The organism is Bacillus sp. A01H (assembly GCF_045277205.1).
Classification (GTDB): Bacteria; Bacillota; Bacilli; order Bacillales; family Bacillaceae_G; genus Bacillus_A; species Bacillus_A paranthracis.
This window is the reverse complement of record NZ_CP117702.1, coordinates 5,070,770-5,092,740: the sequence shown is the minus strand read 5'-3', so window position 1 is coordinate 5,092,740 and position 21,971 is coordinate 5,070,770. Positions and strand designations below refer to the sequence as shown.

General features: G+C 34.8%; 18 protein-coding genes, 2 pseudogenes and 1 other annotated feature. Of the genes and pseudogenes, 13 read left to right on the top strand and 7 right to left on the bottom strand.

What is annotated here, in order from left to right; all coding sequences use genetic code 11:
• The first annotated feature begins 33 nt into the window (after nt 1–33).
• Nucleotides 34–849, top strand: a complete 816-nt coding sequence (locus tag PSR14_RS27200; RefSeq protein WP_098487439.1) for a hypothetical protein — start codon at nt 34–36, stop codon at nt 847–849.
• 81 nt (nt 850–930) lie between these two features.
• Here PSR14_RS27200 and PSR14_RS27195 read toward each other — a convergent pair whose 3' ends face one another.
• Nucleotides 931–1,158, bottom strand: a complete 228-nt coding sequence (locus PSR14_RS27195) for a hypothetical protein (protein WP_000562243.1) — start codon at nt 1,156–1,158, stop codon at nt 931–933.
• 165 nt (nt 1,159–1,323) lie between these two features.
• Nucleotides 1,324–1,561, top strand: a binding site (T-box leader).
• Nucleotides 1,562–1,729: 168 nt separating this feature from the next.
• Between PSR14_RS27195 and PSR14_RS27190 the strand changes: the two genes are divergently transcribed.
• Nucleotides 1,730–3,277 (top strand): IS200/IS605 family accessory protein TnpB-related protein, encoded by a 1,548-nt coding sequence (locus PSR14_RS27190; RefSeq protein WP_142328658.1) that lies wholly within the window; start codon nt 1,730–1,732, stop codon nt 3,275–3,277.
• 248 nt (nt 3,278–3,525) lie between these two features.
• Nucleotides 3,526–4,839 (top strand): APC family permease, encoded by a 1,314-nt coding sequence (locus PSR14_RS27185; RefSeq protein WP_000546301.1) that lies wholly within the window; start codon nt 3,526–3,528, stop codon nt 4,837–4,839.
• A gap of 124 nt (nt 4,840–4,963) precedes the next feature.
• Here the strand turns inward: PSR14_RS27185 and PSR14_RS27180 are convergent, their stop codons facing one another.
• Both PSR14_RS27180 and PSR14_RS27175 read right to left on the bottom strand, forming a co-directional pair.
• Nucleotides 4,964–6,178, bottom strand: a complete 1,215-nt coding sequence (locus tag PSR14_RS27180) for a hypothetical protein (RefSeq protein ID WP_000788578.1) — start codon at nt 6,176–6,178, stop codon at nt 4,964–4,966.
• A gap of 67 nt (nt 6,179–6,245) precedes the next feature.
• The gene (locus PSR14_RS27175) at nt 6,246–7,001 is read right to left on the bottom strand and encodes a YiiX/YebB-like N1pC/P60 family cysteine hydrolase (protein WP_098487441.1); all 756 of its coding nucleotides are present in this window, start codon (nt 6,999–7,001) and stop codon (nt 6,246–6,248) included.
• A gap of 293 nt (nt 7,002–7,294) precedes the next feature.
• Between PSR14_RS27175 and PSR14_RS27170 the strand changes: the two are divergent.
• The 3 genes and pseudogenes from PSR14_RS27170 (at nt 7,295) to PSR14_RS27160 (ending at nt 11,256) form a co-directional block, all read left to right on the top strand.
• Nucleotides 7,295–8,585, top strand: a pseudogene (locus PSR14_RS27170) (MFS transporter).
• Nucleotides 8,586–8,663: 78 nt separating this feature from the next.
• Nucleotides 8,664–8,828: a hypothetical protein gene (locus tag PSR14_RS27165; protein WP_000312826.1), complete on the top strand. Its 165-nt coding sequence runs from the start codon at nt 8,664–8,666 to the stop codon at nt 8,826–8,828.
• Nucleotides 8,829–9,099: 271 nt separating this feature from the next.
• Nucleotides 9,100–11,256: a SpaA isopeptide-forming pilin-related protein gene (locus PSR14_RS27160; protein ID WP_098487442.1), complete on the top strand. Its 2,157-nt coding sequence runs from the start codon at nt 9,100–9,102 to the stop codon at nt 11,254–11,256.
• Between the two features lie 30 nt (nt 11,257–11,286).
• On the opposite strand, the gene PSR14_RS27155 is transcribed toward PSR14_RS27160, so the two are convergent.
• Nucleotides 11,287–12,045 (bottom strand): TrmB family transcriptional regulator, encoded by a 759-nt coding sequence (locus PSR14_RS27155; RefSeq protein ID WP_000939491.1) that lies wholly within the window; start codon nt 12,043–12,045, stop codon nt 11,287–11,289.
• 186 nt (nt 12,046–12,231) lie between these two features.
• On the opposite strand from PSR14_RS27155, the gene PSR14_RS27150 reads away from it, so the two are divergent.
• The 3 genes from PSR14_RS27150 (at nt 12,232) to PSR14_RS27140 (ending at nt 14,905) form a co-directional block, all read left to right on the top strand.
• On the top strand, nt 12,232–14,232 hold the full coding sequence (locus tag PSR14_RS27150) for a methyl-accepting chemotaxis protein (protein WP_000946338.1): 2,001 nt from the start codon (nt 12,232–12,234) through the stop codon (nt 14,230–14,232).
• Nucleotides 14,233–14,309: 77 nt separating this feature from the next.
• The gene (locus tag PSR14_RS27145; protein WP_001018860.1) at nt 14,310–14,612 is read left to right on the top strand and encodes an MTH1187 family thiamine-binding protein; all 303 of its coding nucleotides are present in this window, start codon (nt 14,310–14,312) and stop codon (nt 14,610–14,612) included.
• 47 nt (nt 14,613–14,659) lie between these two features.
• Complete coding sequence (locus PSR14_RS27140) at nt 14,660–14,905, top strand: YusU family protein (RefSeq protein WP_001290595.1); 246 nt, start codon at nt 14,660–14,662, stop codon at nt 14,903–14,905.
• Between the two features lie 152 nt (nt 14,906–15,057).
• On the opposite strand, the gene PSR14_RS27135 is transcribed toward PSR14_RS27140, so the two are convergent.
• Nucleotides 15,058–15,429, bottom strand: coding sequence for a DUF1433 domain-containing protein (locus PSR14_RS27135; protein ID WP_000728342.1), 372 nt, complete (start codon nt 15,427–15,429; stop codon nt 15,058–15,060).
• Nucleotides 15,430–15,487: 58 nt separating this feature from the next.
• Here PSR14_RS27135 and PSR14_RS27130 point away from each other — a divergent pair.
• The 3 genes and pseudogenes from PSR14_RS27130 (at nt 15,488) to PSR14_RS27120 (ending at nt 18,242) form a co-directional block, all read left to right on the top strand.
• Nucleotides 15,488–16,570, top strand: a pseudogene (locus PSR14_RS27130) (cytoplasmic protein).
• A gap of 15 nt (nt 16,571–16,585) precedes the next feature.
• Nucleotides 16,586–16,885, top strand: coding sequence for a hypothetical protein (locus tag PSR14_RS27125; protein WP_000800688.1), 300 nt, complete (start codon nt 16,586–16,588; stop codon nt 16,883–16,885).
• 439 nt (nt 16,886–17,324) lie between these two features.
• The gene (locus tag PSR14_RS27120; protein ID WP_000436775.1) at nt 17,325–18,242 is read left to right on the top strand and encodes a proline dehydrogenase family protein; all 918 of its coding nucleotides are present in this window, start codon (nt 17,325–17,327) and stop codon (nt 18,240–18,242) included.
• A gap of 22 nt (nt 18,243–18,264) precedes the next feature.
• On the opposite strand, the gene PSR14_RS27115 is transcribed toward PSR14_RS27120, so the two are convergent.
• Entirely contained in the window at nt 18,265–19,104 is an 840-nt protein-coding gene (locus tag PSR14_RS27115) for a D-alanyl-D-alanine carboxypeptidase family protein (protein WP_000831472.1), read from the bottom strand.
• Nucleotides 19,105–19,191: 87 nt separating this feature from the next.
• Nucleotides 19,192–19,338, bottom strand: coding sequence for a YuzL family protein (locus PSR14_RS27110; RefSeq protein WP_001096347.1), 147 nt, complete (start codon nt 19,336–19,338; stop codon nt 19,192–19,194).
• Nucleotides 19,339–19,573: 235 nt separating this feature from the next.
• On the opposite strand from PSR14_RS27110, the gene PSR14_RS27105 reads away from it, so the two are divergent.
• Entirely contained in the window at nt 19,574–21,955 is a 2,382-nt protein-coding gene (locus PSR14_RS27105; RefSeq protein WP_000486396.1) for a 3-hydroxyacyl-CoA dehydrogenase/enoyl-CoA hydratase family protein, read from the top strand.
• The last annotated feature ends 16 nt before the right edge of the window (nt 21,956–21,971 follow it).

Below are 21,971 nucleotides of genomic sequence, written 5' to 3'. Positions count from 1 at the left end.
CATGCATTAGAAATATGAAGGAGGAAATTTCCTATGAAGAAGAAAACAGTTGGGTATTTAGCGATTGCAGGTGCTTTATCATTCGGAATCATTGGAGGAGTCGGTATTCCGGCATTCGCGGCAACGAATACTCAAGCAGTGGATCAGTCTGCAAAAACGGCGAAAAAAGATTTAGATGATGCTACAAAACAAAAAGTAAAAACAATTATGGACGATACAAAGAAACAGTTGGAGGAGTTAGGTGTAAAGCTTCCAGAGAAAGAAAAACGTAAAGAAATGTTTGCGGGATTAGATGATCAAACGAAAGAAAAAGCGAAATCAATTTTAGAGCAAGAAAAGTCTGGAAAATTAACAAGAGAACAAGCAAAAGAAGAATTGACAAAACTAGGAGTGAAGTTGCCGGAAAAGGGTAAACACAAAGAAATGTTTGCGGGATTAGATGATCAAACGAAAGAAAAAGCGAAATCAATTTTAGAGCAAGAGAAATCCGGAAAATTAACACGTGAACAAGCGCAAGAAGAATTAACGAAATTAGGCGTGAAAATGCCGGAGAAGGGTAAGCGTAAAGATATGCTTGCTAACTTAGATGAACAGGCGAAAGAAAAAGTGAAGTCAATTTTTGAACAAGAAAAGTCCGGTAAATTAACGCATGAGCAAGCAAAAGAAGAATTAACGAAGTTAGGCGTGAAACTCCCAGAGAAAGAGAAGCATGAAGACATCTTTGCAGGAGTAGATGAGGCAACAAAAACAAAAGCAAAAGCGATTTTAGACAATGAAAAGAAACAATTAGAGGCATTGAATGTTGATTTACCGCACCATAAGTTTTTTATGAAAACAGATGAGAAATAATTGAATGAAGTCGTATCTTTCGTGTGGGCAACCGGAAGGTATGTGCGAGGACCGATTTCTATAAGTAGAAATCGGTCCCGTTTAATGATTTAATAAAATTCTTCTCATTGTTAGTATGTATCCAAAGACGCAGTAGAAGATTGCAAAACCGATAAATACTTCTGTATATTGATATTTACCTAATACATAGAAGGAAACAGCTGGTATAATAGCTACCGCTAAAATGCTATAACCAGGATACTTGTACCGATGCATGATAGCGAATAGAACAGAAAGAAATGTAGCGATGATACAAAAAACAGCAATCATTATTGGTGCACCTCCTATATGAATTATCCCGTTTTTAGGGAATTAGAGAAGTGTCGTAAATTCTGTTATAATATAAGAAGAGAAAAATTTCGTATGTTATATAAAAAATATATTGATTTTTTCTAACAATTCAATATAATGAACAATAACTACAAAATTCGACATCAAGAAGTGATGATGAGGACACGATCAATTTTTTACGATTCTCAGAGAGGGAAGCCTTTGGCTGTGAGCTTCCTAATACGAAAAAATAGATTACCACCTCTGAACTGCAGCAGTGAACGAACATTTAGTAATTGCTTGCCGGCAAAAACCGTTATTTTAGACTTGAGAAATTGGTGAAGTGTGTTACTTTGCGAATTGAAACAAGGGTGGAACCACGAATATAACACTCGTCCCTTTTTTAGGGAGGAGTGTTTTTTTATTTCATTTTTGCATCAAACTAGAATTGGAAGGAGGTAATAACAGTAAATAAGAATCTATAAAAAACTATAAAAATTTACAATTACAGGTTTTATATTTTACAGAATTCAACCTATAATATTTTCAGGTGATGAAAAGGGGGGGAAGGATGAAAACAACACGTACTTGTAAAATCAATTCTATTACAAAAGAACAAATGGAAGATTTAATTACTTTGATCCGTACGTTCGAAAGTGCAAAACGATATAGTTTTAATCGTTTGATTGAGGGCGAAAACGAGAAAGAATTGATAAAAAAACTACAACCTAAATATTTGTTAAATAAACGTTTTTGTGAAGATGCAATTTTACAAGCGCAAACGATCCTTTTCTCTCAAAAAGAACTTCTTCCTGTTTACCTAGAAAACAATCAAAAAAAGTTAGAAAAGACATTACAAAAAATAGATGATTATGAACGCGGCAAAAAAAGACCTAAACAAGTTGCATTAGAAACTTGTCTAATTGGATTAAGAAAACGAAAACAAAAATTAGAACAAAAAATTGAAACGTATGCAAAACATATTAAAAATAAAACATTACCTCCTATTATTTTTGGTGGACGGAAAAATTTCTATGAAAGAATGAAAAACAAGATATCCAATCAAGAATGGAAAGATTTGCGGACAAGACAATTATATTCTCGCGGAGATAAAAGCAAAAAAGGGAATTTGAACATGCGCATTACAGTTGATGATTGTGGGCAAGGATGGTTAGAAATTGCAAATCCATTAGGACGAACAAATGGAAAAACAAAAAGCCCACGAATCAAAGTTCCGATTATGATTCCATATCGTTTTTATCATCAAATTACAAATGTCGTTATGGGAAAGCAAATCGGTGTAAATCCAAAAGGAAAACCGATTATAGAGCATCAAAAATATAGTGTAGAAATCATTCGTAAACAAAATGAATTTTATGTAAATATTACGTTTGATGAAACAGAAATAGGTCGTGTACTAGATTTCAAGGAAACACCACAATCAGATGTAATTGCAGGAATTGATGTAAATCCGGACCGTATTGCAGTTAGTTTATGTACAAAACAAGGTAATTTTAAAGGTTCAAAAATTTTTTATCTACACAATCTGAATGCGTTTTCAACAAACAAACGCGCAACGATAATTGGACAAATCGTACAACAAATTAAAACATGGTTATTGGAAAACAATGTAGGTGGAATTGTTTTAGAAGATTTAAAGTTTCAACAATCTCATGATACTGATAAATACAGTAATCGTAATTTCCATCAATTTACGTATAAAAAGATGTTGAACAGTTTAATTCGTATGTCTCTTCGTAACGGATTTTCTGTTAAAACAGTAAACCCCGCTTATACAAGTGTGATTGGAAAATTAAAATACAGTAAAAATTTCGGTATTAGCGTTCATGAAGCAGCCGCATTCGCGATCGCAAGACGTGGATTAGAATTGCAAGAACAAGTACCAAAAGAGATTATATTATTATTAAAAAACCAAATTACAACAAAACTGCGTATTCTTGTTGCTTCCATGGAAGAAAGTAAAAAGAATACGCAAAAAGTATATAAAAAATGGTTACAAACAATTCAAACGTGGAAAGAATATCACAATTGGAAATTGTGGAGCATTCTACACAAAACTGTTTATATGAACAATCAACAATTCGTATTTAAAATTTAAATGAGAAGGGGGGTACTGGTTTATTTCTTATAACCTCTTGCATACTACTGACTTGGATGAATGGTAGTATGCAAGGACAGATCGTTCCTAACAGGAACCTGCCGTCATTCTTTCACAATAGGTGGATGAAAAGGTCACAACCCTTACGGACAGGAAAAAGGTGAGATTCCTTTTCGGTAGTTGGCATTTGACTTGGTTCGCCAACAATTTATAGATTTTTATAAGAATTTTAAACCAGGATACGAAGCATGCATCATGATGAGAAGAACAAAATTGGTTTAACGGTAGCACTTTCTATCGTAGTAGGAACGATTATTGGGTCTGGTGTGTTTATGAAACCAGGGAGCGTATTAGATTACTCGGGGAGTTCTAATATGGCGATTCTTGCTTGGATAATTGGTGGTCTGTTGACGTTAGCAAGCGGTTTAACAGTAGCTGAAATAGGAGCGCAAATCCCGAAAAATGGTGGGTTGTATACGTATTTAGAGGAGATTTATGGAAGTTTTTGGGGATATTTATCAGGCTGGATGCAAACAATTGTTTATGGGCCAGCTATTATTGGAACATTAGGGCTATACTTTAGTTCTTTAATGATTAATTTTTTCTATTTAGATAAAGTATGGAATTTACCAATCGCAATTGGAACAGTTGTGTTCCTTGGCGTTGTAAATAGTATGGGAACAAAATACGGAGGTATCGTTCAAACGATCACGACAATCGGGAAGATGATTCCAATCGTATTAATTGTTGTGTTAGGTTTTTGGAAAGGGAATAGCGATATCTTTAACGTAGTTGTGCCGATATCAGAAAATCAAAGTATCGGGATGGCAATTTTAGCAACGTTATTTGCTTATGACGGTTGGATTTTACTTGCTTCGATTGGTGGAGAAATGAAGAATCCAACAAAGCTATTACCGAAAGCAATGACAGTTGGGATTTTAATTGTAACAGCTGCTTACGTATTAATTAATTTGGCGTTATTGAATGTATTACCAGCAACGCAAATTGTAGAACTTGGAGAAAATGCAACAGCGACAGCTGCAGGAATGCTACTTGGAGAATATGGTGGGAAAATTATTAGTATCGGTATTATCGTTTCTATTTTCGGTTGTTTAAATGGAAAGATTTTAACGTTCCCACGTATCCCGATGTCGATGGCAGAACGTGGACAACTTCCATTTGCTAAGTTTATTGCGAAGGAAAGTCCAAGATTTAAAACACCAGCAAATGCGATTACTGTTGAAATCATTTTAGGAATTATTTTAATGATTATTAGCGATCCGAATAAGCTATCTGAGATTTCCGTATTCATTATTTATATTTTCTATGTAATGACGTTTATCGGTGTCTTCATTTTAAGAAAACGTAATAAAAATAAAGAGCGTGCATACAGTGTACCGTTATTCCCAATCGTCCCAATCGTTGCGATTTTGGGCTCACTCTTTGTAATCGGTAGTGCGATTATTAACGATCCACTAAGTTGTTTCTTATCAATTGGAATTGTCTTTACGGGACTGCCGGTATATTGGTATTTAAATAAGAAGAATAAAACTGCTGTTTAATAATTAGAAAACAGGCGTATCATACGCCTGTTTTTTATGTGAAAAAATTTGAAAGTATAAAATTAGAATTATGGGGAATTACATTACCCTATTTTATAACCTAGAAACAGGTAATTAAGTATAGTTAATTACCTGTTTTGGGTAGTAACATTTTAAAGTCATAAGCATAAACTTTCTTTCCCCCTTTCACGGTGGCGAGTATAGATTCTATACCTTGTATTTCTTGTTCGGATACTTTTCTTCCGTTTGTTAAGTTGTATCTTTCTATATAGTATTTATTATTGCGCTTTGCATCATAACGTAGAACATATAATGAGTCGTTTTCGAAATAAGTTTGTTCATTATATCTAACGCCATCTTTAACATGGTAATCTATGGTGAATTTATGGCTCATCGTATTATTTTTAGGGTTATATGTATATATATCACCAAGACCGTTTAAAAAATATAATTCGTTGTTATATATATATGCGGAATTATCTAATGAAAATGGGCTGGTTGCAGTTGAGTTTTCTTCTTTATACATAAATATTGTATTTTGTTCTAAAGTGGCTTTATTAGTACGTAACAAGAATGTTTCCCCTTTTAGCGGATCATCCTTATCAATTGTACTCATAACCATGTAGTAATTCTCTGAATCTACTAAAATAGGTGAAAGATTAGCATGGTCCTCTTTTCCATTTATATTAAGCGCTGTAATATTCTCTATATTCATTGTTGCATCATTAAACGTTAATTTTTTTAATTCGTATTTATTAGTAACTAATTCTTGAGTGGCTACTAAAATATTTTCCCCATCTAATCCAGAGCTAATAATGAAATGAGGGATATTGCTTTTATGAATAACTTTTTCATTTCCGAATAAAACATTTGAATTATAGTTCCCGTTCTCTTTGTCCATTCCTGAATTGTAAATAGTAACAAATATCTTTTGGTTTGCTAAATATCCATTAAAATCACCGGTATGTTGGTATTTTATTTTATGAGTAGTAGGATTTTCTCCTAGAAATGTTATAGTATTTTTACTCTCTAATAGAACTTGTTTTTTATCGTCGGATACACCAATACCGCCGAGCTCTAGACCACCCATTTTATATCCGCTAGCAACGCCTTGTTTATTTATAAATATGGCATAACTAATGCCTTTACCATCTAAATCTTGATCGGCAGTGGATGAGAAGTAAAGCACAGCCTTTTTATCATCTAAAAAATTTTTATTTTGTATTTCTTTATCTGATATTAAGTTTGCATTCTTATCTTTTATACATAAATAGTAAGCTAATACTGCAATCGTTATAATAATCGTAAAAAATAGAATTATTTTCCGGTGATTTTTCATTTTCACTTCTGCTCCTCAAATAACCAAAAAGTGAAACAAATAAATTGTTTCACTTTCAGTTTTAAAATTATATATTACGAATTAACGATGTTTTTTGCGCATCTCTAACATCTCGAGGATATACACCTGCTCCACCATCTTTATCTAAATCTAAACCACCATGTAATTTATAAGCAGACCATATCAATTTAGAACAATTCTTCGCGCCATAATGGCTAGTATTGCTATTGTTTGCGAAATTATAAGAATAGTCATCCTTTCCTACACGATCTTTCGCCCACCAAGCTGCGTCGTTTTTATTTTGCCAAGAAGTATTTACAGATTTGACAACTGCATCACCTTTATCAACTAAGCGTTTATTAGTAGCAATTGTGCGCACACCTTTGTCTGGTACAGATTCAACAATCAAGTCTTTACTATAGTACATACCGACATGTCCGTGATTCATATAAGCAGTTGTAGATCCAGTATAATAAAAGTCGCCCATATTAGAATTTCCTACTTTTACATTTCCGCCGCTAGCACCATATTGAACATTAGTAGTATCTTTATTATTTCGTTGAGTAGCTTCTCGTTCTCCTTGTTCATGATTTGCTTTTAATTCTTTATAAATTTGTTCTGCTAAAGCTTCTTTTGTATTGCCCGTATTTTTTGCAACTTCAATAATATCTGAAATTAACTCTTCTGTACTTACGTCTGGCTGCAATTTCTTAATCTCATTTAAATACGGAAGTTCGTTACTTGCTGCGAAAGATGATGTAGGCACAAGCCCAGCTGAAGCTAAAATACTTGCTGTCAAAGTTAGTGCAGTTAATTTTTTCATTTCTTTTCCCCCTAAGTTTTTTGATATTCCAAACTATTGTGTGTTTGTAAAGTATAGTATTTACTCTACAAGAAAATAATAATTTTTCTGTAATTTTAATACAAGTCTAGTAAAGAAAAATCTTATTTGGTACAATTTGTTTGTAAATAATAGGAAATTTAATCAAGTTTATTATAAATTAAATTTATATATAAAAATTTAATAATAAATGTTGTTTTTTATTAATATTTCTTAGTTTGATTACAAATTGGATAGAAGTAGTGATAATTTTTCAGATAAGGATCTTTATTTAAATGTTGGAGATATATCATAAGAGGGGAGTTTCTTATGATAAAAAATTGTACTTGCTTCCGCTTTCTTTTTTTGGTTACTATAATCGTAGTAACCAAAAAAGAAAGCGTGGGGAAAGACTTGAATTTTCGTGTGTATATTTTAGCTATCGCGGCTTTCGTAGTCGGAACGGTTGAGCTAATTATAGGAGGAACGCTCGATTTAGTTGCCAACGATTTAGGTGTATCTATTAGTGCAGCTGGTCAGCTTATCACAATATTTTCAGTAGTATTTGCTTTATCAGGTCCTGTTTTACTAGCTTTAACAGGGAAATTTGAAAGAAAAACATTGTATGTTGGGGCATTATCAATTTTCTTAATCGGAAATATTATTTCAGCATTTAGTGTGAATTACGGGATGTTAATGTTCTCAAGGGTGATTTGTGCGGCGAGTGGTTCGCTTATTATTGCACTGTCAGTAACACTTGCTTCTAGCGTTGTAGAACCGCATTTTCGTGCGCGTGCAATTGGAATCATTTTCATGGGGATTAGTGGGTCACTTGTACTTGGAGTACCGCTTGGCCTTGTACTCGGAAATGCATACGGATGGCGTGCACCATTTGTACTCATTTCGATCTTAACAGTTATAGCAATCGCTTGTATTTCATTATTCTTAACGAAAGTACCACCGACATCGGTATTATCAATAAGAGAGCAGATTGCTACGTTAAAAGATAAAAAAATCGTCAGTGCACAGTTAACGTCATTCTTATTTTTAACGGGTCATTTAACACTATATGCATATTTAACACCATTTTTAAAAGATGTTATGCATGTGGAAGCGAATTGGATTAGTGTATTTTACTTCATCTTCGGAATCGCAGCAGTAATTGGGGGCGGCTTCGGAGGTTGGCTTGCTGATAAATGGGGATCGAAGAAAAGTATTATTTCAATTATTATCGTATTTGCGTGTGCGATCTTCCTATTGCCGATGATGACATTCTCATTCCCGCTGTTCATTATTATGATGGGACTTTGGAGTATGCTGAGCTGGGCTATTTCGCCAGCACAACAAAATTATTTAATTGAAATTGCACCGGAATCAGCTGGTATTCAGCAAAGTTTAAATAACTCTGCCCTTCACTTAGGAATTGCGCTCGGTTCAACAGTAGGCGGAGTTGTTATTGAGAAATCGTCTGTTATATATAATGCTTGGGTAGGAGGCGGCTTTATTATATTAGCGCTGCTTTGTGCGATTTTCTCGATTACGAGAGGACGTTCTACTCAGTTTGCGAAGGAAGAATCTATCGTTTGATAGGTTCTTTTTTATTTGTAAAAAATTGCAGGTTTTAGTAGAAAGGTAGAGAATTTGTATGTAGCGAGGTGATAGAAAATGGCATATGATTTAGTCGGAGTGATACTTAGCCTTATACCAATATTTGTGGTCGCGTTTATTTTTAGATGGGTTCGTTTCATCTATCAAAATTCAGAGAAACAAGTGGAGCAAAATGAGAAGATTATTGAGCTGTTGATGGAGATAAAGGAAAAAGATAAGTAATATGTATTCATTTGAAATTTGTTTCTCGTAAGATTATGAAGGCACTTATAAAGTGCCTTTTTTATTATGTTTGAAAATTGGAAACATGTAATGTTTATTTGTCAATAGCAGCATGACAACAAAACGTTTTAAAATGGCTTATTACTGTGAAACTTTCTCAACAATTCGACAAGATACTACAAAAAAACCACCTATTCTCTTTTTTTCACTATAAGTACAATGAAACAGTAAGATTGCTTCATGTAGAAATTTATATATGGTGGTGGAGAGAATGAAACGAAAGATGGTAGGAAAATGGTTTAGTTTTTTAAGTACTCTTATTATTTTATTAGGAATTGCGATGCCACAAGTAAAGGCAGAAGTAATGAACAGAGAAACATATAAAATGGATTGGAGCTATAGTAATTCGAAACAGCGTGAAATAAAGACAGAAATAATTAAAACGGCTTCGGGTAGTATTGCGTATTGTTTAACGCCTGATTTACGTTCGCCCAATGGGGATGATTTGCCTGAGATGGGGAAAACATCCGATGCTGTATATCGTATTTTATTAAATGGATATCCTCAAAAAAGCCCATCTGAATTAGGTGTAGCGACAACGGAAGAAGCGCATTATGCTACACAATTAGCAGTATGGATTGCAGCAAATGAATTAACGGAAGAAGATTTAGTTGCAAAAAATGAACGTGTACATAATCTTATGAAGCGTTTAGTAGAGGCTTCAAAGAAAGAAACTGGATCACAAAATGTATTCTTTAAAGTTAATCCTGTAGATTCACAAACTGCTACAAAAAAAGGTGATTATTTAGAAACAGGATTTTATGCAGTGCAAACAAATGCGGTTTCTGGCTCTTATACAATTCTTCCTGAAAATGCTCCTAAAGGGCTTCGCATTGTAAATGAAAATGGTGAAGAGAAAAGTATGTTATCAATTAACGAAAAATTCAAAATATTAATACCAAAAAATACGAGTAGTGGTAACTTTAAAATGAAAGTGAAGTCTACTTTAACAAATTTACAAGCAATAGCTTTTAAAGGATCGGAAAAAGTTCAAAATACAACGGTATTGTTACAAAGAAATAGTGAGAAAATCAGTACAGATTTAGTTGTAAATTGGGAATCAGTAGGTTCTTTAAAGATTATGAAATTAGGAGAAAAAAAGGAAGTATTAAAAGGAGCGGTGTATGAAGTTTCTAATGAAAACTTTAAACAAAATGTTACGACTAATGATAAGGGGATTGCGGAGTTAGGTAATCTTCCAATCGGTATATATAGCGTCAAAGAAATTCAAGCGCCAGCTGGATATGTGTTAGACGGAAGTGTTAAAAAAATTGAAGTGAAAACTGGTGAAACTGCTGTATTAGAGCTTAAAAATGAAAATGTAAAAGGTGAATTAGAAATAACGAAAGTAGATATAGCGGATGGGAATACGAAACTGCCGAACGCAGAATTTACAATCTACAACGAACAAGGGAAAGAAGTAGTAAAAGGAAAAACGGATGAAAAAGGTGTAGCGAAATTCAAACTACCATACGGAAAGTACACGTATAAAGAAACAATAGCGCCAAATGGATATGTAATAAATGAAGAGACATTCGCATTTGAAATAAAAGAGAATGGACAAATTATTAAACATATTGTTCAAGATAAGAAAGTAGAAGGTGAGTTAGAAATAACGAAAGTAGATATAGCGGATGGGAATACGAAATTACCAAATGCAGAGTTTACAATCTACAACGAACAAGGGAAAGAAGTAGTAAAAGGAAAAACAGATGAAAAAGGTGTAGCGAAATTCAAACTACCATACGGAAAGTATACGTATAAAGAAACAATAGCACCAAATGGATATGTAATAAATGAAGAGACGTTCGCATTTGAAATAAAAGAGAATGGAGAAATTATTAAACATATCGTTCAAGATAAGAAAGTAGAAGGCGAGTTAGAAATAACGAAAGTAGATATAGCGGATGGGAATACGAAACTGCCGAACGCAGAATTTACAATCTACAACGAACAAGGGAAAGAAGTAGTAAAAGGAAAAACAAATGAGCAAGGTATAGCGAAATTCAAACTACCATACGGAAAGTACACGTATAAAGAAACAATAGCACCAAATGGATATGTAATAAATGAAGAGACATTCGGATTTGAAATAAAAGAGGATGGAGAAATTATTAAACATATTGTGAAAAATAAGAAAGAAGAAAAGGCATCGTTTCCTTCTAAGCCAAATAAGCCAACACCGAATGGAGAAGTGAAACCTTCTGCTGATGTGAAGCCAATGCAACAACCTGGTACTCATAATGAAGTGCGATTACCAGCTACAGGTGGCGTCGGCAATGAATTTACGGTTTTATTTGTTCTAGGACTTGGTTTTATTATTGCAGGAGCTTATGTGTTAAAGATGAAAAATAGAAAAGAAATGTAGAAAAAAACGCCTTGTAATAGAGGCGTTTTTTTAGTATCTCAACTTCATCAACAAACTCTTAATTTCCTCATCTTCCATAAAGAGATCATGGTGTTTCTGGGTAATCTTTGCAAGTGCAACGTCATGGTAGAAAAATTCTGTAAAGAACTTTACGAAAGGTTGTGACATTGTTTTCATTGCTTGCCATGACTCTTGCTCTACACCAGCAAATAAAATTTCGCGGTCGTCAACGATGAGCAGTAAGTATCGCTCTAGCGCGTTAGGCTCTTCCGCTGGGATTAGAAAATGCATATTTTCTAAGTCTGTTTCGACTTTTCCAACTATAAGTGACTCGGTTTTGACGCCTTGTTTTGCTTTTTCTTCTAATAACGGAAGATATTCTAAAAGAGTATCGTTCCAAGCTGAAATACGAATCGATTCTTTTGCACTTTCGATGAGTTCTTTACTTTGAACGCGAATAGAAGATTGCATTTTTAAGCTCCATACACGGTCATCTGTAAATGATTTTTTCGATATAGTTGTCTCTAATTCTTTAATATTGGATTGAAATTCTGTCGTTAATTTTTCAATTGCTAGCTTGAGTGGTAATGCTGTATACATCTTTTTCTTCTCCGAAACAGAATCCATTACCATTCCTTTATCGATTAGACGTGCAAGCACTTCATATATTTTTGCTTTTGGCACGCCAGAATGCTTCACAATCGTTGTAGCATCTAATGGTTCGTTGCTTGATACGACAACTTCGTAAGCTTGGCTTTCATATTGTGAGAAACCGAATTTTTGTAACATAGTTCCCTCCGAACAAATGAGATTATAGTTTAAGGATAATGAACTATTTGTTTTTGCACAAGTGGTAGTCAGTTTTCTAATTGTATTAAGGTGAGAATTAATTTCAATTTTTTAATTTTATCTATTATACTTAATATAATGATTAATAAGTTTTGAATTCAATGCGAAGGGGATGCTTGGGGAAAGATGTTAAGAAGTTTACGTTTAAAAATTGCGGTAGTATTTTCGGTACTTATTTCTATGATGTTCGTAATATTAGGTACAGCTATGTATGAATTACAGAAAGAGAAGGAAGTGCGCTCCTTAGACCAGTATTCTCAAAATACGATGGATCTTGTGACAGAGCAACTGACGACATTTGTTCAAAGAACGGATGAAGATATGGGGTATTATGCGAACAGTGAGATGATTCGTAATATGCTTCAAGACGGAGTTACTCCAGAAGAGGAAGCATTTTTGACGAAAGAGTTTTCGGAGTATAAAAAGAATCATCCAGGCATTTTAGACTTATATATTGGTACGAAAGATAAAAAAACATTAAGTGCCAATCTTGCTGAAGGTGGAAAAGTGCCAGAGGGATATGATCCAACGACAAGACCTTGGTATAAAGACTCAGAAGCTGATGTGAAAACGGTTCACTGGGGACAACCTATGTATGAAATTGCAACAGGTAAGTTAAGCGTGGGAGTTTCTAAAGCAATTACAGCTCAAGATGGATCTGTATTAGGTGTTGTGGCGATGGATGTATCGCTCGGAACAATTCAGAAATTACTTCATAATATTCAATACAATAACGGCGGCGAAATGTTTATTATAAATGATAAAAATATGGCTCTTGTTTACCCGGAAAAGATAGGGAAAGATGTTTCGAAAGAGCCACTTGTGCAGAGTTTAAATAAAGATGTAACAAAATATGCTGTCACTACATTAAAAGGTGAAGAGGTAGTTGCATATAGTCAGTCATTTGATTTGATGAAATGGAAGATAGGAATTTTTTATCCGAAAGAAACAATTGATGGGCTATTACATAGTACGAGAAATACAGTCATTATAATGGCATGTATTAGCTTATTCGTTGGAATCGTAGCTTCATACTTGTTTTCACGAAGATTAGCAAGACCACTGCAATTATTAACGAATCACGTTCAAAAAGTAGCAGAAGGTGATTTAACATTGCAAATGAAAGTGACAAGTAAGGATGAAGTTGGAGAACTGACGAACCATTTTAATCATATGGTTGAACAAATGAATGAAATGGTAAGCAAAATTAAAAATAGTGTATCAACCGTGCAACAATCAACGAATAATCTACATTATTTAACGAATGAAACTGTAGCAGCTAGTAAAGAAGTGTCAGGTGCAATGGATGACGTGAGCGGAGGAGCTTCTACGCTCGCTAATAGTGTAGATGAAGTTTCAGAGCAGCTCGAGAATATGGCGCAGTCAGTGGAACAAATGAATAACTCTGTTGGTGAAATAAAAGGAGTAGCTGGTAAAGCAGAAGAGGCATCTAAGCAAGGATTAAATACGATGCGAAATTTAGTTCGTACGAGAGAACAATCCTCTTCAATTGTCGTTCATACAGAGGAAGCATCTGGAAAGTTAGAGCAAAGAGTTGGATCGATTCAAAATGTTGTAGAGCTTATAAAAGGTATTTCGGATCAAACGAATTTACTTGCTTTAAATGCTTCAATCGAGGCGGCACGTGCGGGTGAACAAGGTAAAGGCTTTGCTGTTGTTGCGGAAGAGGTTCGAAAATTAGCGGAACAATCAAAAGAAGCGACAGTAGAAATTGCGACGATGATTGGTGATGTACAAGTAGAGGTAAGACGAGTTGTAGAAGTTGTAAGTAAATTAAAAGATATTGCGGATATACAAAATAATGTTACGACAGAAGCAGAGGCGGAGTTCCGCACAATTATGTCAGTTGTTAATACCATCAGTACTTCAGTGGAACAAATTGTAGAAGAGGTACATAACATTGGTCATGAACAAGGAGAAATTACAGCGGTCATGCATACAATTGCTGGTACGAGTCAAGAAAGCGCAGCTGTTTCGGAAGAAGTAAATGCTGCAACTGAATCACAAGTGAATCATCTAGAAAAGGTAGCTCATACGATGGAAAGCTTGACGGAGCATATGAGAGACTTGGAAAGATTGGTTGAGCAATTTAAAATAGAGGAATAACAAATTAGTAAAATGATGCGTATTTCGGTAAAATAGATAATGGATATATAAGAAGCAATTATAGGAGGAAGACTACTATGGCAATTGTTGACGTATCGATTATTCCAGTAGGAACAGGTAATCCAAGTGTTAGTGAATATGTAGCAGAAGTACAAAAGGTGCTAGAGAAAAATGCAGATCGCGTGAAGTATCAATTAACACCAATGAATACAATTATTGAAGGAGATCTTCCTGTCATTCTAGAAGTTATTCAACAAATGCATGAAGTTCCATATACGAAAGGTGCACAGCGCGTTGCAACAACAATTCGTATCGATGATCGTCGTGATAAAGTAAGCACAATGGAGAAGAAATTAAACTCTGTTCGATCAAAATTATAAAGAAAAGCAGCGATTTTCGCTGCTTTTTTCATATAGGAGGTAATAAGATGAGCGAAAAGTTTAACGAACAGTTTGACGGGTTGTTAGAGAAATACACGGAACTATTACTTGGAGAGAGCAATGAAGAGAGAAAAGAACAGGTACAGAAGTGGGCACTGTATTCTTACATAGCGAAGACGATGCCAGCTTTAGTGAAGCACTGGAATGAGACGTATCCCGATGCGAAAGAAGAGATGGTGCAGTTAATTACACATATTAAAAGGCTGAATGAAGAGAAGAGAAATGAAGGATAAAAAGAATAAAATGCACAACCTTTCTCAATACAATATTGAGAAAGGTTGTGCATTTTTTGATCGATTCCTCATTATAAAATTAAATGCATTCTTCAATTTTTTAATCAGCTATTTCGTATGTTCTTGGAAGAATGCTGATTTGAATTCATGCTCTATCTTTTTTCTTCTTTTTCTATTTCGGATACAGATTTTTCAGGATCTTTTATAAGTTTTCCCAGTTCTCCAGAACGTGTAAGCTGTTCCTCAAAATCTTTTGTAGTACTGACGCTAGCTATAAACCATAATTTGTCATCTTGGTTTATATATCCATTTATATGTGGAATGCCCATAGGGGTTATTTCCCTTTTTGTAAATGTAATAGATTTCACATCCTTTACATTATAACGAATGTACTTTTCCACTCGTGCTTCTTGTTTCTTCCAAAACAGCTCTTCTTGTTTTTTCTTCTCTACATATTTCATCGCAATATATCCTCCTGCTATAATACAAATAATGGTTAATGTAATTACCAATTTCTTTTTCATTTGGAATCTCCTTGCATTAAAATATAATTAAAATATATCATGAAACGATTGGTGAAAGATGACTGAATTTCAAAAAAATCCTATTGCGACAGATCAAGATTATTTTGAATTAGCAGATCAAGTTTATGGTGACGTTTTGCAAAAGGGTACTGAAATAAAAGGTAGTGGAGGGAAAAGATGGGTAGTGATTGAATCCGTCGATACCAATCAAACCGAAGCAAAAAATGGCCTGCAAGCTATTGCTGTTGTACCTGCCAAGGATTATGAACCAGATAAAACGCAATATGATAATATTATTTATTCTTTTCGTGGAACGGAATTTGGAAAGTTTGATGGCGATTTATCTACGGATACTTTCCAAATCACAATGGGAATGAAAGATAACTGGGGAGCTGTTGGCGGAGATATTTAAAAACTCCCGACTTCTTTTGATAGTTCGTTAGAATTTGTAGACAGGGTTAACAAAACCTATAAACCAATCTCTGTTCACACGACTGGACATAGCAAAGGAGCTGCAGAAGCTGATTTTGTTGCTGCTGAACGAAACTTTTATGCGACAACGTATGCTGCCCCTAATATTTACCGCTTGTTAAGTGATGAAGCAAAAAAACGTGTAGATGAAGGTGTAATGGATCATAAGGCTGTTGATTATACACATGAAAAAGATGCTGTAGGGAATTTTGAACAATTTGGTGCAAATCCGATTGGTAAACAATATATCGTAAAAAGTAATGGAACTTCTCATGGTGTGTTAGGTCTTTTACTTATGGCAGAACATCCTATGGATACGTTTCAAGGGATGTTCCATTCCGATGGAAGCCCGATGTTAGTATCCGAACCTCATGGCGTTATTCGTCAAGCGAAAAATACAGAAATTCATCTGAAAGTTGAGGATATTCAAGCAATTACAACGGATTTAAAACGTGAAATAGATCATATTAACGAACAAATTGTAGAAGCCAGTTCAAAGGTTATACAAGTATTACAGCAATCACCAGCTAGTGTAGATGGAAATTTAATTCCTACAATTACGTATGCTGTAAATCAATTTCAAAGAAACTATATGGAATCTCTACGTTCCACATCAGATTTTATTTATCAAAAGGCAAATGAATTTGAACGAGTGGATAATGAAAGGTAAATAGGGGGAAGTAATATGAAAAACTATGATGTTATTCAACATTCTTTAGATGTACAAGGGGCAACTAATCAATTAGCTAGGTGTTTATCAGATTTAGAAAATCATAAAGTTAAACTATACTCTATCAAAACATTATTAGCTCATAATTGGAAAGGGAATACAGCAAATGAAATTGAAAGAAGATTAAATGAAACTGAAGACAAATTAATGTATGTACTTAATCAATTTCAAAATATAGAAGGGGATTTAGCAAGGTATAGAAGAAGTGTAGACAGTTTTGCCAATCAGTTTATGATGATGGGGCCAAAATACTAACCAATATCCTCTATATGCAAAATATAAAATGAATCTTAATCTACATAGAAGTTTGGTTTTAATGTAAAGGGTATATTTAATTGTAAGAGCTAGTCATTAAACTATTTTTAAGGAGATATTCAAAGTCACGATGATTGATGAATGTGAAGTGTATATGTTTTTCACATTAATATCCTCATATAATTTACATGGAATATAAAGGATTTTATAAGCATGTCGAATATTTTCGGCATGCTTATTTTGTGCCTATTAAACTCTATTTTTCTAAATGTCGAAAAATATTTCAGGCATATTTATAAGCGAGAATATAGGGTTTTAAATGTTTTTATAGTATTTTATAAATTATCTAAATAATTATTTGTATCCAATAATTTTAAACAATGATATAATTTTGAAGAGGGGTAAAAAACAGATAAATTAAGTCATAGGGGTGAATTACATGGAACAATTAATGCGAAATTCGTTTCTTTTCTTATCTAAAAATAAAGCGCTAACAAAACTGGCTAAAAAGTACGGTTTACGCTTTGGTGCAGGTCGCTTTGTCGCAGGGGAGACAATTGAATTAGCGACAGCAGCTATTAAACAATTAAACAAGCAAGGACTTTGTGTAACAATCGATTATTTAGGGGAGTTCGTTGATAATGAAGCGGAAGCAAATGAAATGGCTAACCAATCGATTGAAGCAATCCGTGCTATTGGAAGAGAAGGTTTGGATTCGCAACTTTCTTTAAAGATGACTTCTATGGGATTAGATATCTCTGATGAAATTGTAATGAACAATATGCGCCGCATTTTAGAAGCTGCAAAAGAAAATGGTGTATTCGTTACAATTGATATGGAAGATTATACACGTTGCGGAAAGACAATCGATATCTTTAAACAATTAAAATCTGAGTACGATAATATCGGTACTGTTATTCAAGCTTACCTATATCGTACAGAAAAAGATATTGAGGATTTAAATGCTTATAATCCTAATTTACGTCTTGTAAAAGGGGCTTATAAAGAACCTGAAGAAGTGGCATTCCCAGACAAGAAAGATGTAGATGAAAATTATAAAAAGATTATTAAAATGCACTTATTAAATGGAAATTATACTGCAATTGCTTCACATGACGAAGCGATTATTGAATATACGAAAAAACTTGCCGAAGAACACAACATTCCAAGGGATCAATTTGAATTCCAGATGTTATATGGTATTCGCAATGAGCGTCAACTTGAGCTAGTAAAAGAAGGTTACAAAATGCGTGTTTACGTACCTTATGGAAACGACTGGTATGGCTACTTCATGCGTCGTCTAGCAGAGCGTCCAGCAAACGTTGCGTTCGTATTAAAAGGTATGGTTAAAAAATAACCAAGGAGAAAATACTCCTTGGTTATTTTAATTGCTGAAATGCGTAATGTGCCATTTTCTTCGTATCAGGATACAGTTGCTTGCGAGTAGAAGATAATACAACATTAATGACGCGTTTACCGTCTTTCTCATCCACTGTTACGACTGTATATTTTCCGAGTGCTGATAGACCGCTTTTACTTCCAATTGCATATGGATCGTCATATAGTTCTTCTCGTCCATAGTTTGCAATCTTTGGAGAGCGTTCTGAAGTATGTAGAGTTGTACGCGTTGAATTCATATATTCTAAAACAACTGGGTACTTTAATGCTTCTTTCGTAATTATAGCAATGTCATATGGTGATACTTTGTTTCCTAGTGCATCAGCACCACTTGCGTTTTTGAAAGTCGCATGCTTTGTACCAAGTTCCTTCGCTCTAGCATTCATCATTTTTACAAATTCATTTTTTGATCCTGCGATATGTTCTGCGATGGATTCAGCTATTGGATCTGCACTAATGATAAGCATCAGTTTTAATGCCTCATCACGTTTTAACTTTTCCCCAGCACGAAGTTTAATTTTCTTACTTTGACTTTCTGTTTTAATTGCGTTTTCTGTAACTGTAATTTCCTCATCCTCTTTTACATTCTCTAGTAAAAGAAGCGTTGTCATCATTTTGGCTATACTAGCCGGATAAGAGCGTTCGTCTTCTCGTTTGCCATACAAAATTTCACCTGTGTCTGCATCGATTGTAATCCCGTATTGCCCAGTGATGCTAGGTTGATCGGCTCTTACAGCTTGTTGTCTTTGTGCGTAAGAGAAGAAAATCATCCCTGTAAATAGTGTGGCAATCATTACAATCATAACTATTGTTCGTTTCATTATAATTCCCTCATTTGTTACAAATAAATTGGGCAGAAAAAGCAGCCATTACCCATTATGCCACGTTCTCTGCCCAAAAATATAGCGTTATTTTTCGCCCATATTATGCTTCTTATATTGTTGGTTATTACCTTGACGTCCTTTTTCCACGCCTCGATCAGTTGGTCCAGCGTTTCCTGTCACACTTGCTGCGCTAATTCCAGCCTTTGAAGGGTTCTTCTTAAGTTTTGCCATATATATTCCTCCAGTTTCGTCAGATTATAAAAAGGGAAAGTGTATTTTAGTGAAGAAAATACATATATAGCATGGGCAAATAAAAGAAAAATATTTATTTCAGAAAATTTTATCAATAAATATATTGCGAAAATTTAAACAGTATCATATATTTATTAGTAGAGGCTCACTCATTGATTGCGACTTATGTCGAAAAATTGAATGAGCATTCATTCAAGAATAGGGGGAGAATTGGATGTTCCAAATTAAAAAGGCTGCTGTTCTAGGTTCAGGCGTAATGGGTTCAGGAATTGCGGCACACTTAGCTAATATTGGTATTCCGACATTATTGCTTGATATTGTACCACCTGCGCTTACGCAAGAAGAAGAAGCGAAGGGACTTACATTAGAACATAAAAGTGTGAGAAATCGTTTTAGTAATACGGCACTACAAAAACTATTAAAGCAAAAACCAGCTCCTCTGACAGTGAAAGGAAATTTAGCACTGATTGAAGCAGGTAACTTAGAAGATGACCTTGAGCGTCTAGCTGATGTAGATTGGATTATTGAAGTAGTAGTTGAAAACTTAGATATTAAAAAGAAACTATTTGAAAAAGTAGATGCTGTTCGTAAACCGGGTTCTATCGTAAGCTCGAATACGTCAGGCATTTCAGTTGAAAAAATGGCAGAAGGTCGTTCAGACGACTTCCAGAAACACTTCTTAGGCACACACTTTTTTAACCCACCACGATATTTAAAACTTCTAGAGGTAATACCGACGAAAGAAACTGATCCACAAGTATTAAGCTTCATGAAACTATTTGGCGAAGACGTTCTTGGAAAAGGCGTTGTTATCGCGAAAGACACACCAAACTTTATTGGAAACCGCATCGGTACGTACGGTTTATTAGTAACTCTTCAAGAGATGGTAAAACGCGGCTATAGCATTGGGGAAGTTGATTCTGTAACAGGCCCACTTATTGGTCGTCCGAAGAGCGCAACGTTCCGTACATTAGATGTTGTCGGTTTAGATACATTTGTACACGTTGCAAATAACGTATATGAAAACGTACAAGAAGAAGAGCGCGATGTATTTAAAGTACCAGCTTTCATGCATGACATGCTTGATAAAAAATGGCTTGGAAGCAAAACAGGTCAAGGCTTCTTCTTAAAACAAGGAAAAGAAATTCTAGAATTAAATCCAGAAACAATGGAGTACGAAGCTCGCAAAAAATTAAAAGCTGCATCGATCGAGTTAAGTAAACAAGAAAAAGGTTTATCGAATAAATTGAAAGCGCTTGTATACGCGAAAGACCGCGCAGGAGAGTTGTTATGGAACATCATTACACCAACTCTTTTATACTCTGCAAAACTTCATAAAGAAATTGCTGACGATATCGTTGCAATTGACCAAGCGATGAAGTGGGGCTTCGGCTGGGAGCAAGGACCGTTTGAAGTTTGGGATGCAATCGGCGTTGAAAAGTCCGTTCAAAAGATGGAAGAAAACGGCGTAGTTGTTCCGGCTTGGGTGAAAGAAATGTTAGAGAAAGGTTTCACTACTTTCTACAAACATGATAACGGAGATAGCTACTATTACGATAATGGCGAATATAAGTTAATCGAGCGTAATAAAAAGGCCATTTCTCTTAAACAATTAAAAGCGAAAAATGGCGTATTAAAGAAAAATAGCGGAGCGAGCTTAATCGATTTAGGCGACGGCATCCTTTGCTTAGAATTCCATTCGAAGAGCAATGCAATCGGCATGGATATTACGCAAATGATTAACTACGCTGTTGATGAAGTAGAAAAGAATTATAAAGGTCTTGTTATCGGTAACCAATCGAAGAACTTCTGCGTTGGTGCGAACTTAGCAATGATCTTAATGGAAGCACAAGACGACAACTACTTTGAAATTGAGTTAGTTGTGAAAAACTTCCAAGATGCAATGATGAAAATGAAATACTCTTCTAAGCCAGTTGTAGCAGCGCCATATGGTATGACGCTTGGCGGAGGTACAGAAGTTTGCTTACCAGCAGCGAGCATTCAAGCTTCTAGTGAAACGTATATGGGCTTAGTAGAAGTTGGTGTTGGCTTAATCCCTGGCGGAGGCGGTAATAAAGAGCTATACATTAAACACTTAAATAAAATGGCAAATGGCGTAGAGTTCGATCTACAAAAAGTTGCAAATAAAGTGTTCGAAACAGTCGCAATGGCGAAAGTTTCAACTTCAGGACAAGAAGCGGTTTCTCATAACTTCTTAGGTGATAAAGACGGTATTAGTGTGAATGGTGATCACTTACTATACGATGCGAAACAGAAAGCACTTGCTTTATATGAAGCTGGTTATAAAGCACCGATTCGTAAAAAGATACCGGTTGTTGGTGAAACAGGATATGCAACTCTTGCACTTGGTGCAGAAGCAATGCATTTATCTGGTTACATTTCAGAGTACGACCTTCATATTGCGAAGAAACTTGCATATGTCATCGCAGGCGGAAAAGTGCCGTACGGAACAGAAGTTGATGAGCAGTATTTATTAGATGTAGAACGTGAAGCATTTATTAGCTTAGTAAGTGAGATGAAATCACAAGCAAGAATGCAGCACATGCTTGTAAAAGGAAAGCCATTACGTAACTAATAACGAGGGGAGATAT

Coding starts and splice junctions, on each gene's coding strand:
- PSR14_RS27200 (WP_098487439.1), top strand. CDS start 34: ATGAAGAAGAAAACAGTTGGGTATTTAGCGATTGCAGGTGCTTTATCA.
- PSR14_RS27195 (WP_000562243.1), bottom strand. CDS start 1,158: ATGATTGCTGTTTTTTGTATCATCGCTACATTTCTTTCTGTTCTATTC.
- PSR14_RS27190 (WP_142328658.1), top strand. CDS start 1,730: ATGAAAACAACACGTACTTGTAAAATCAATTCTATTACAAAAGAACAA.
- PSR14_RS27185 (WP_000546301.1), top strand. CDS start 3,526: ATGCATCATGATGAGAAGAACAAAATTGGTTTAACGGTAGCACTTTCT.
- PSR14_RS27180 (WP_000788578.1), bottom strand. CDS start 6,178: ATGAAAAATCACCGGAAAATAATTCTATTTTTTACGATTATTATAACG.
- PSR14_RS27175 (WP_098487441.1), bottom strand. CDS start 7,001: ATGAAAAAATTAACTGCACTAACTTTGACAGCAAGTATTTTAGCTTCA.
- PSR14_RS27165 (WP_000312826.1), top strand. CDS start 8,664: ATGGCATATGATTTAGTCGGAGTGATACTTAGCCTTATACCAATATTT.
- PSR14_RS27160 (WP_098487442.1), top strand. CDS start 9,100: ATGAAACGAAAGATGGTAGGAAAATGGTTTAGTTTTTTAAGTACTCTT.
- PSR14_RS27155 (WP_000939491.1), bottom strand. CDS start 12,045: ATGTTACAAAAATTCGGTTTCTCACAATATGAAAGCCAAGCTTACGAA.
- PSR14_RS27150 (WP_000946338.1), top strand. CDS start 12,232: ATGTTAAGAAGTTTACGTTTAAAAATTGCGGTAGTATTTTCGGTACTT.
- PSR14_RS27145 (WP_001018860.1), top strand. CDS start 14,310: ATGGCAATTGTTGACGTATCGATTATTCCAGTAGGAACAGGTAATCCA.
- PSR14_RS27140 (WP_001290595.1), top strand. CDS start 14,660: ATGAGCGAAAAGTTTAACGAACAGTTTGACGGGTTGTTAGAGAAATAC.
- PSR14_RS27135 (WP_000728342.1), bottom strand. CDS start 15,429: ATGAAAAAGAAATTGGTAATTACATTAACCATTATTTGTATTATAGCA.
- PSR14_RS27125 (WP_000800688.1), top strand. CDS start 16,586: ATGAAAAACTATGATGTTATTCAACATTCTTTAGATGTACAAGGGGCA.
- PSR14_RS27120 (WP_000436775.1), top strand. CDS start 17,325: ATGGAACAATTAATGCGAAATTCGTTTCTTTTCTTATCTAAAAATAAA.
- PSR14_RS27115 (WP_000831472.1), bottom strand. CDS start 19,104: ATGAAACGAACAATAGTTATGATTGTAATGATTGCCACACTATTTACA.
- PSR14_RS27110 (WP_001096347.1), bottom strand. CDS start 19,338: ATGGCAAAACTTAAGAAGAACCCTTCAAAGGCTGGAATTAGCGCAGCA.
- PSR14_RS27105 (WP_000486396.1), top strand. CDS start 19,574: ATGTTCCAAATTAAAAAGGCTGCTGTTCTAGGTTCAGGCGTAATGGGT.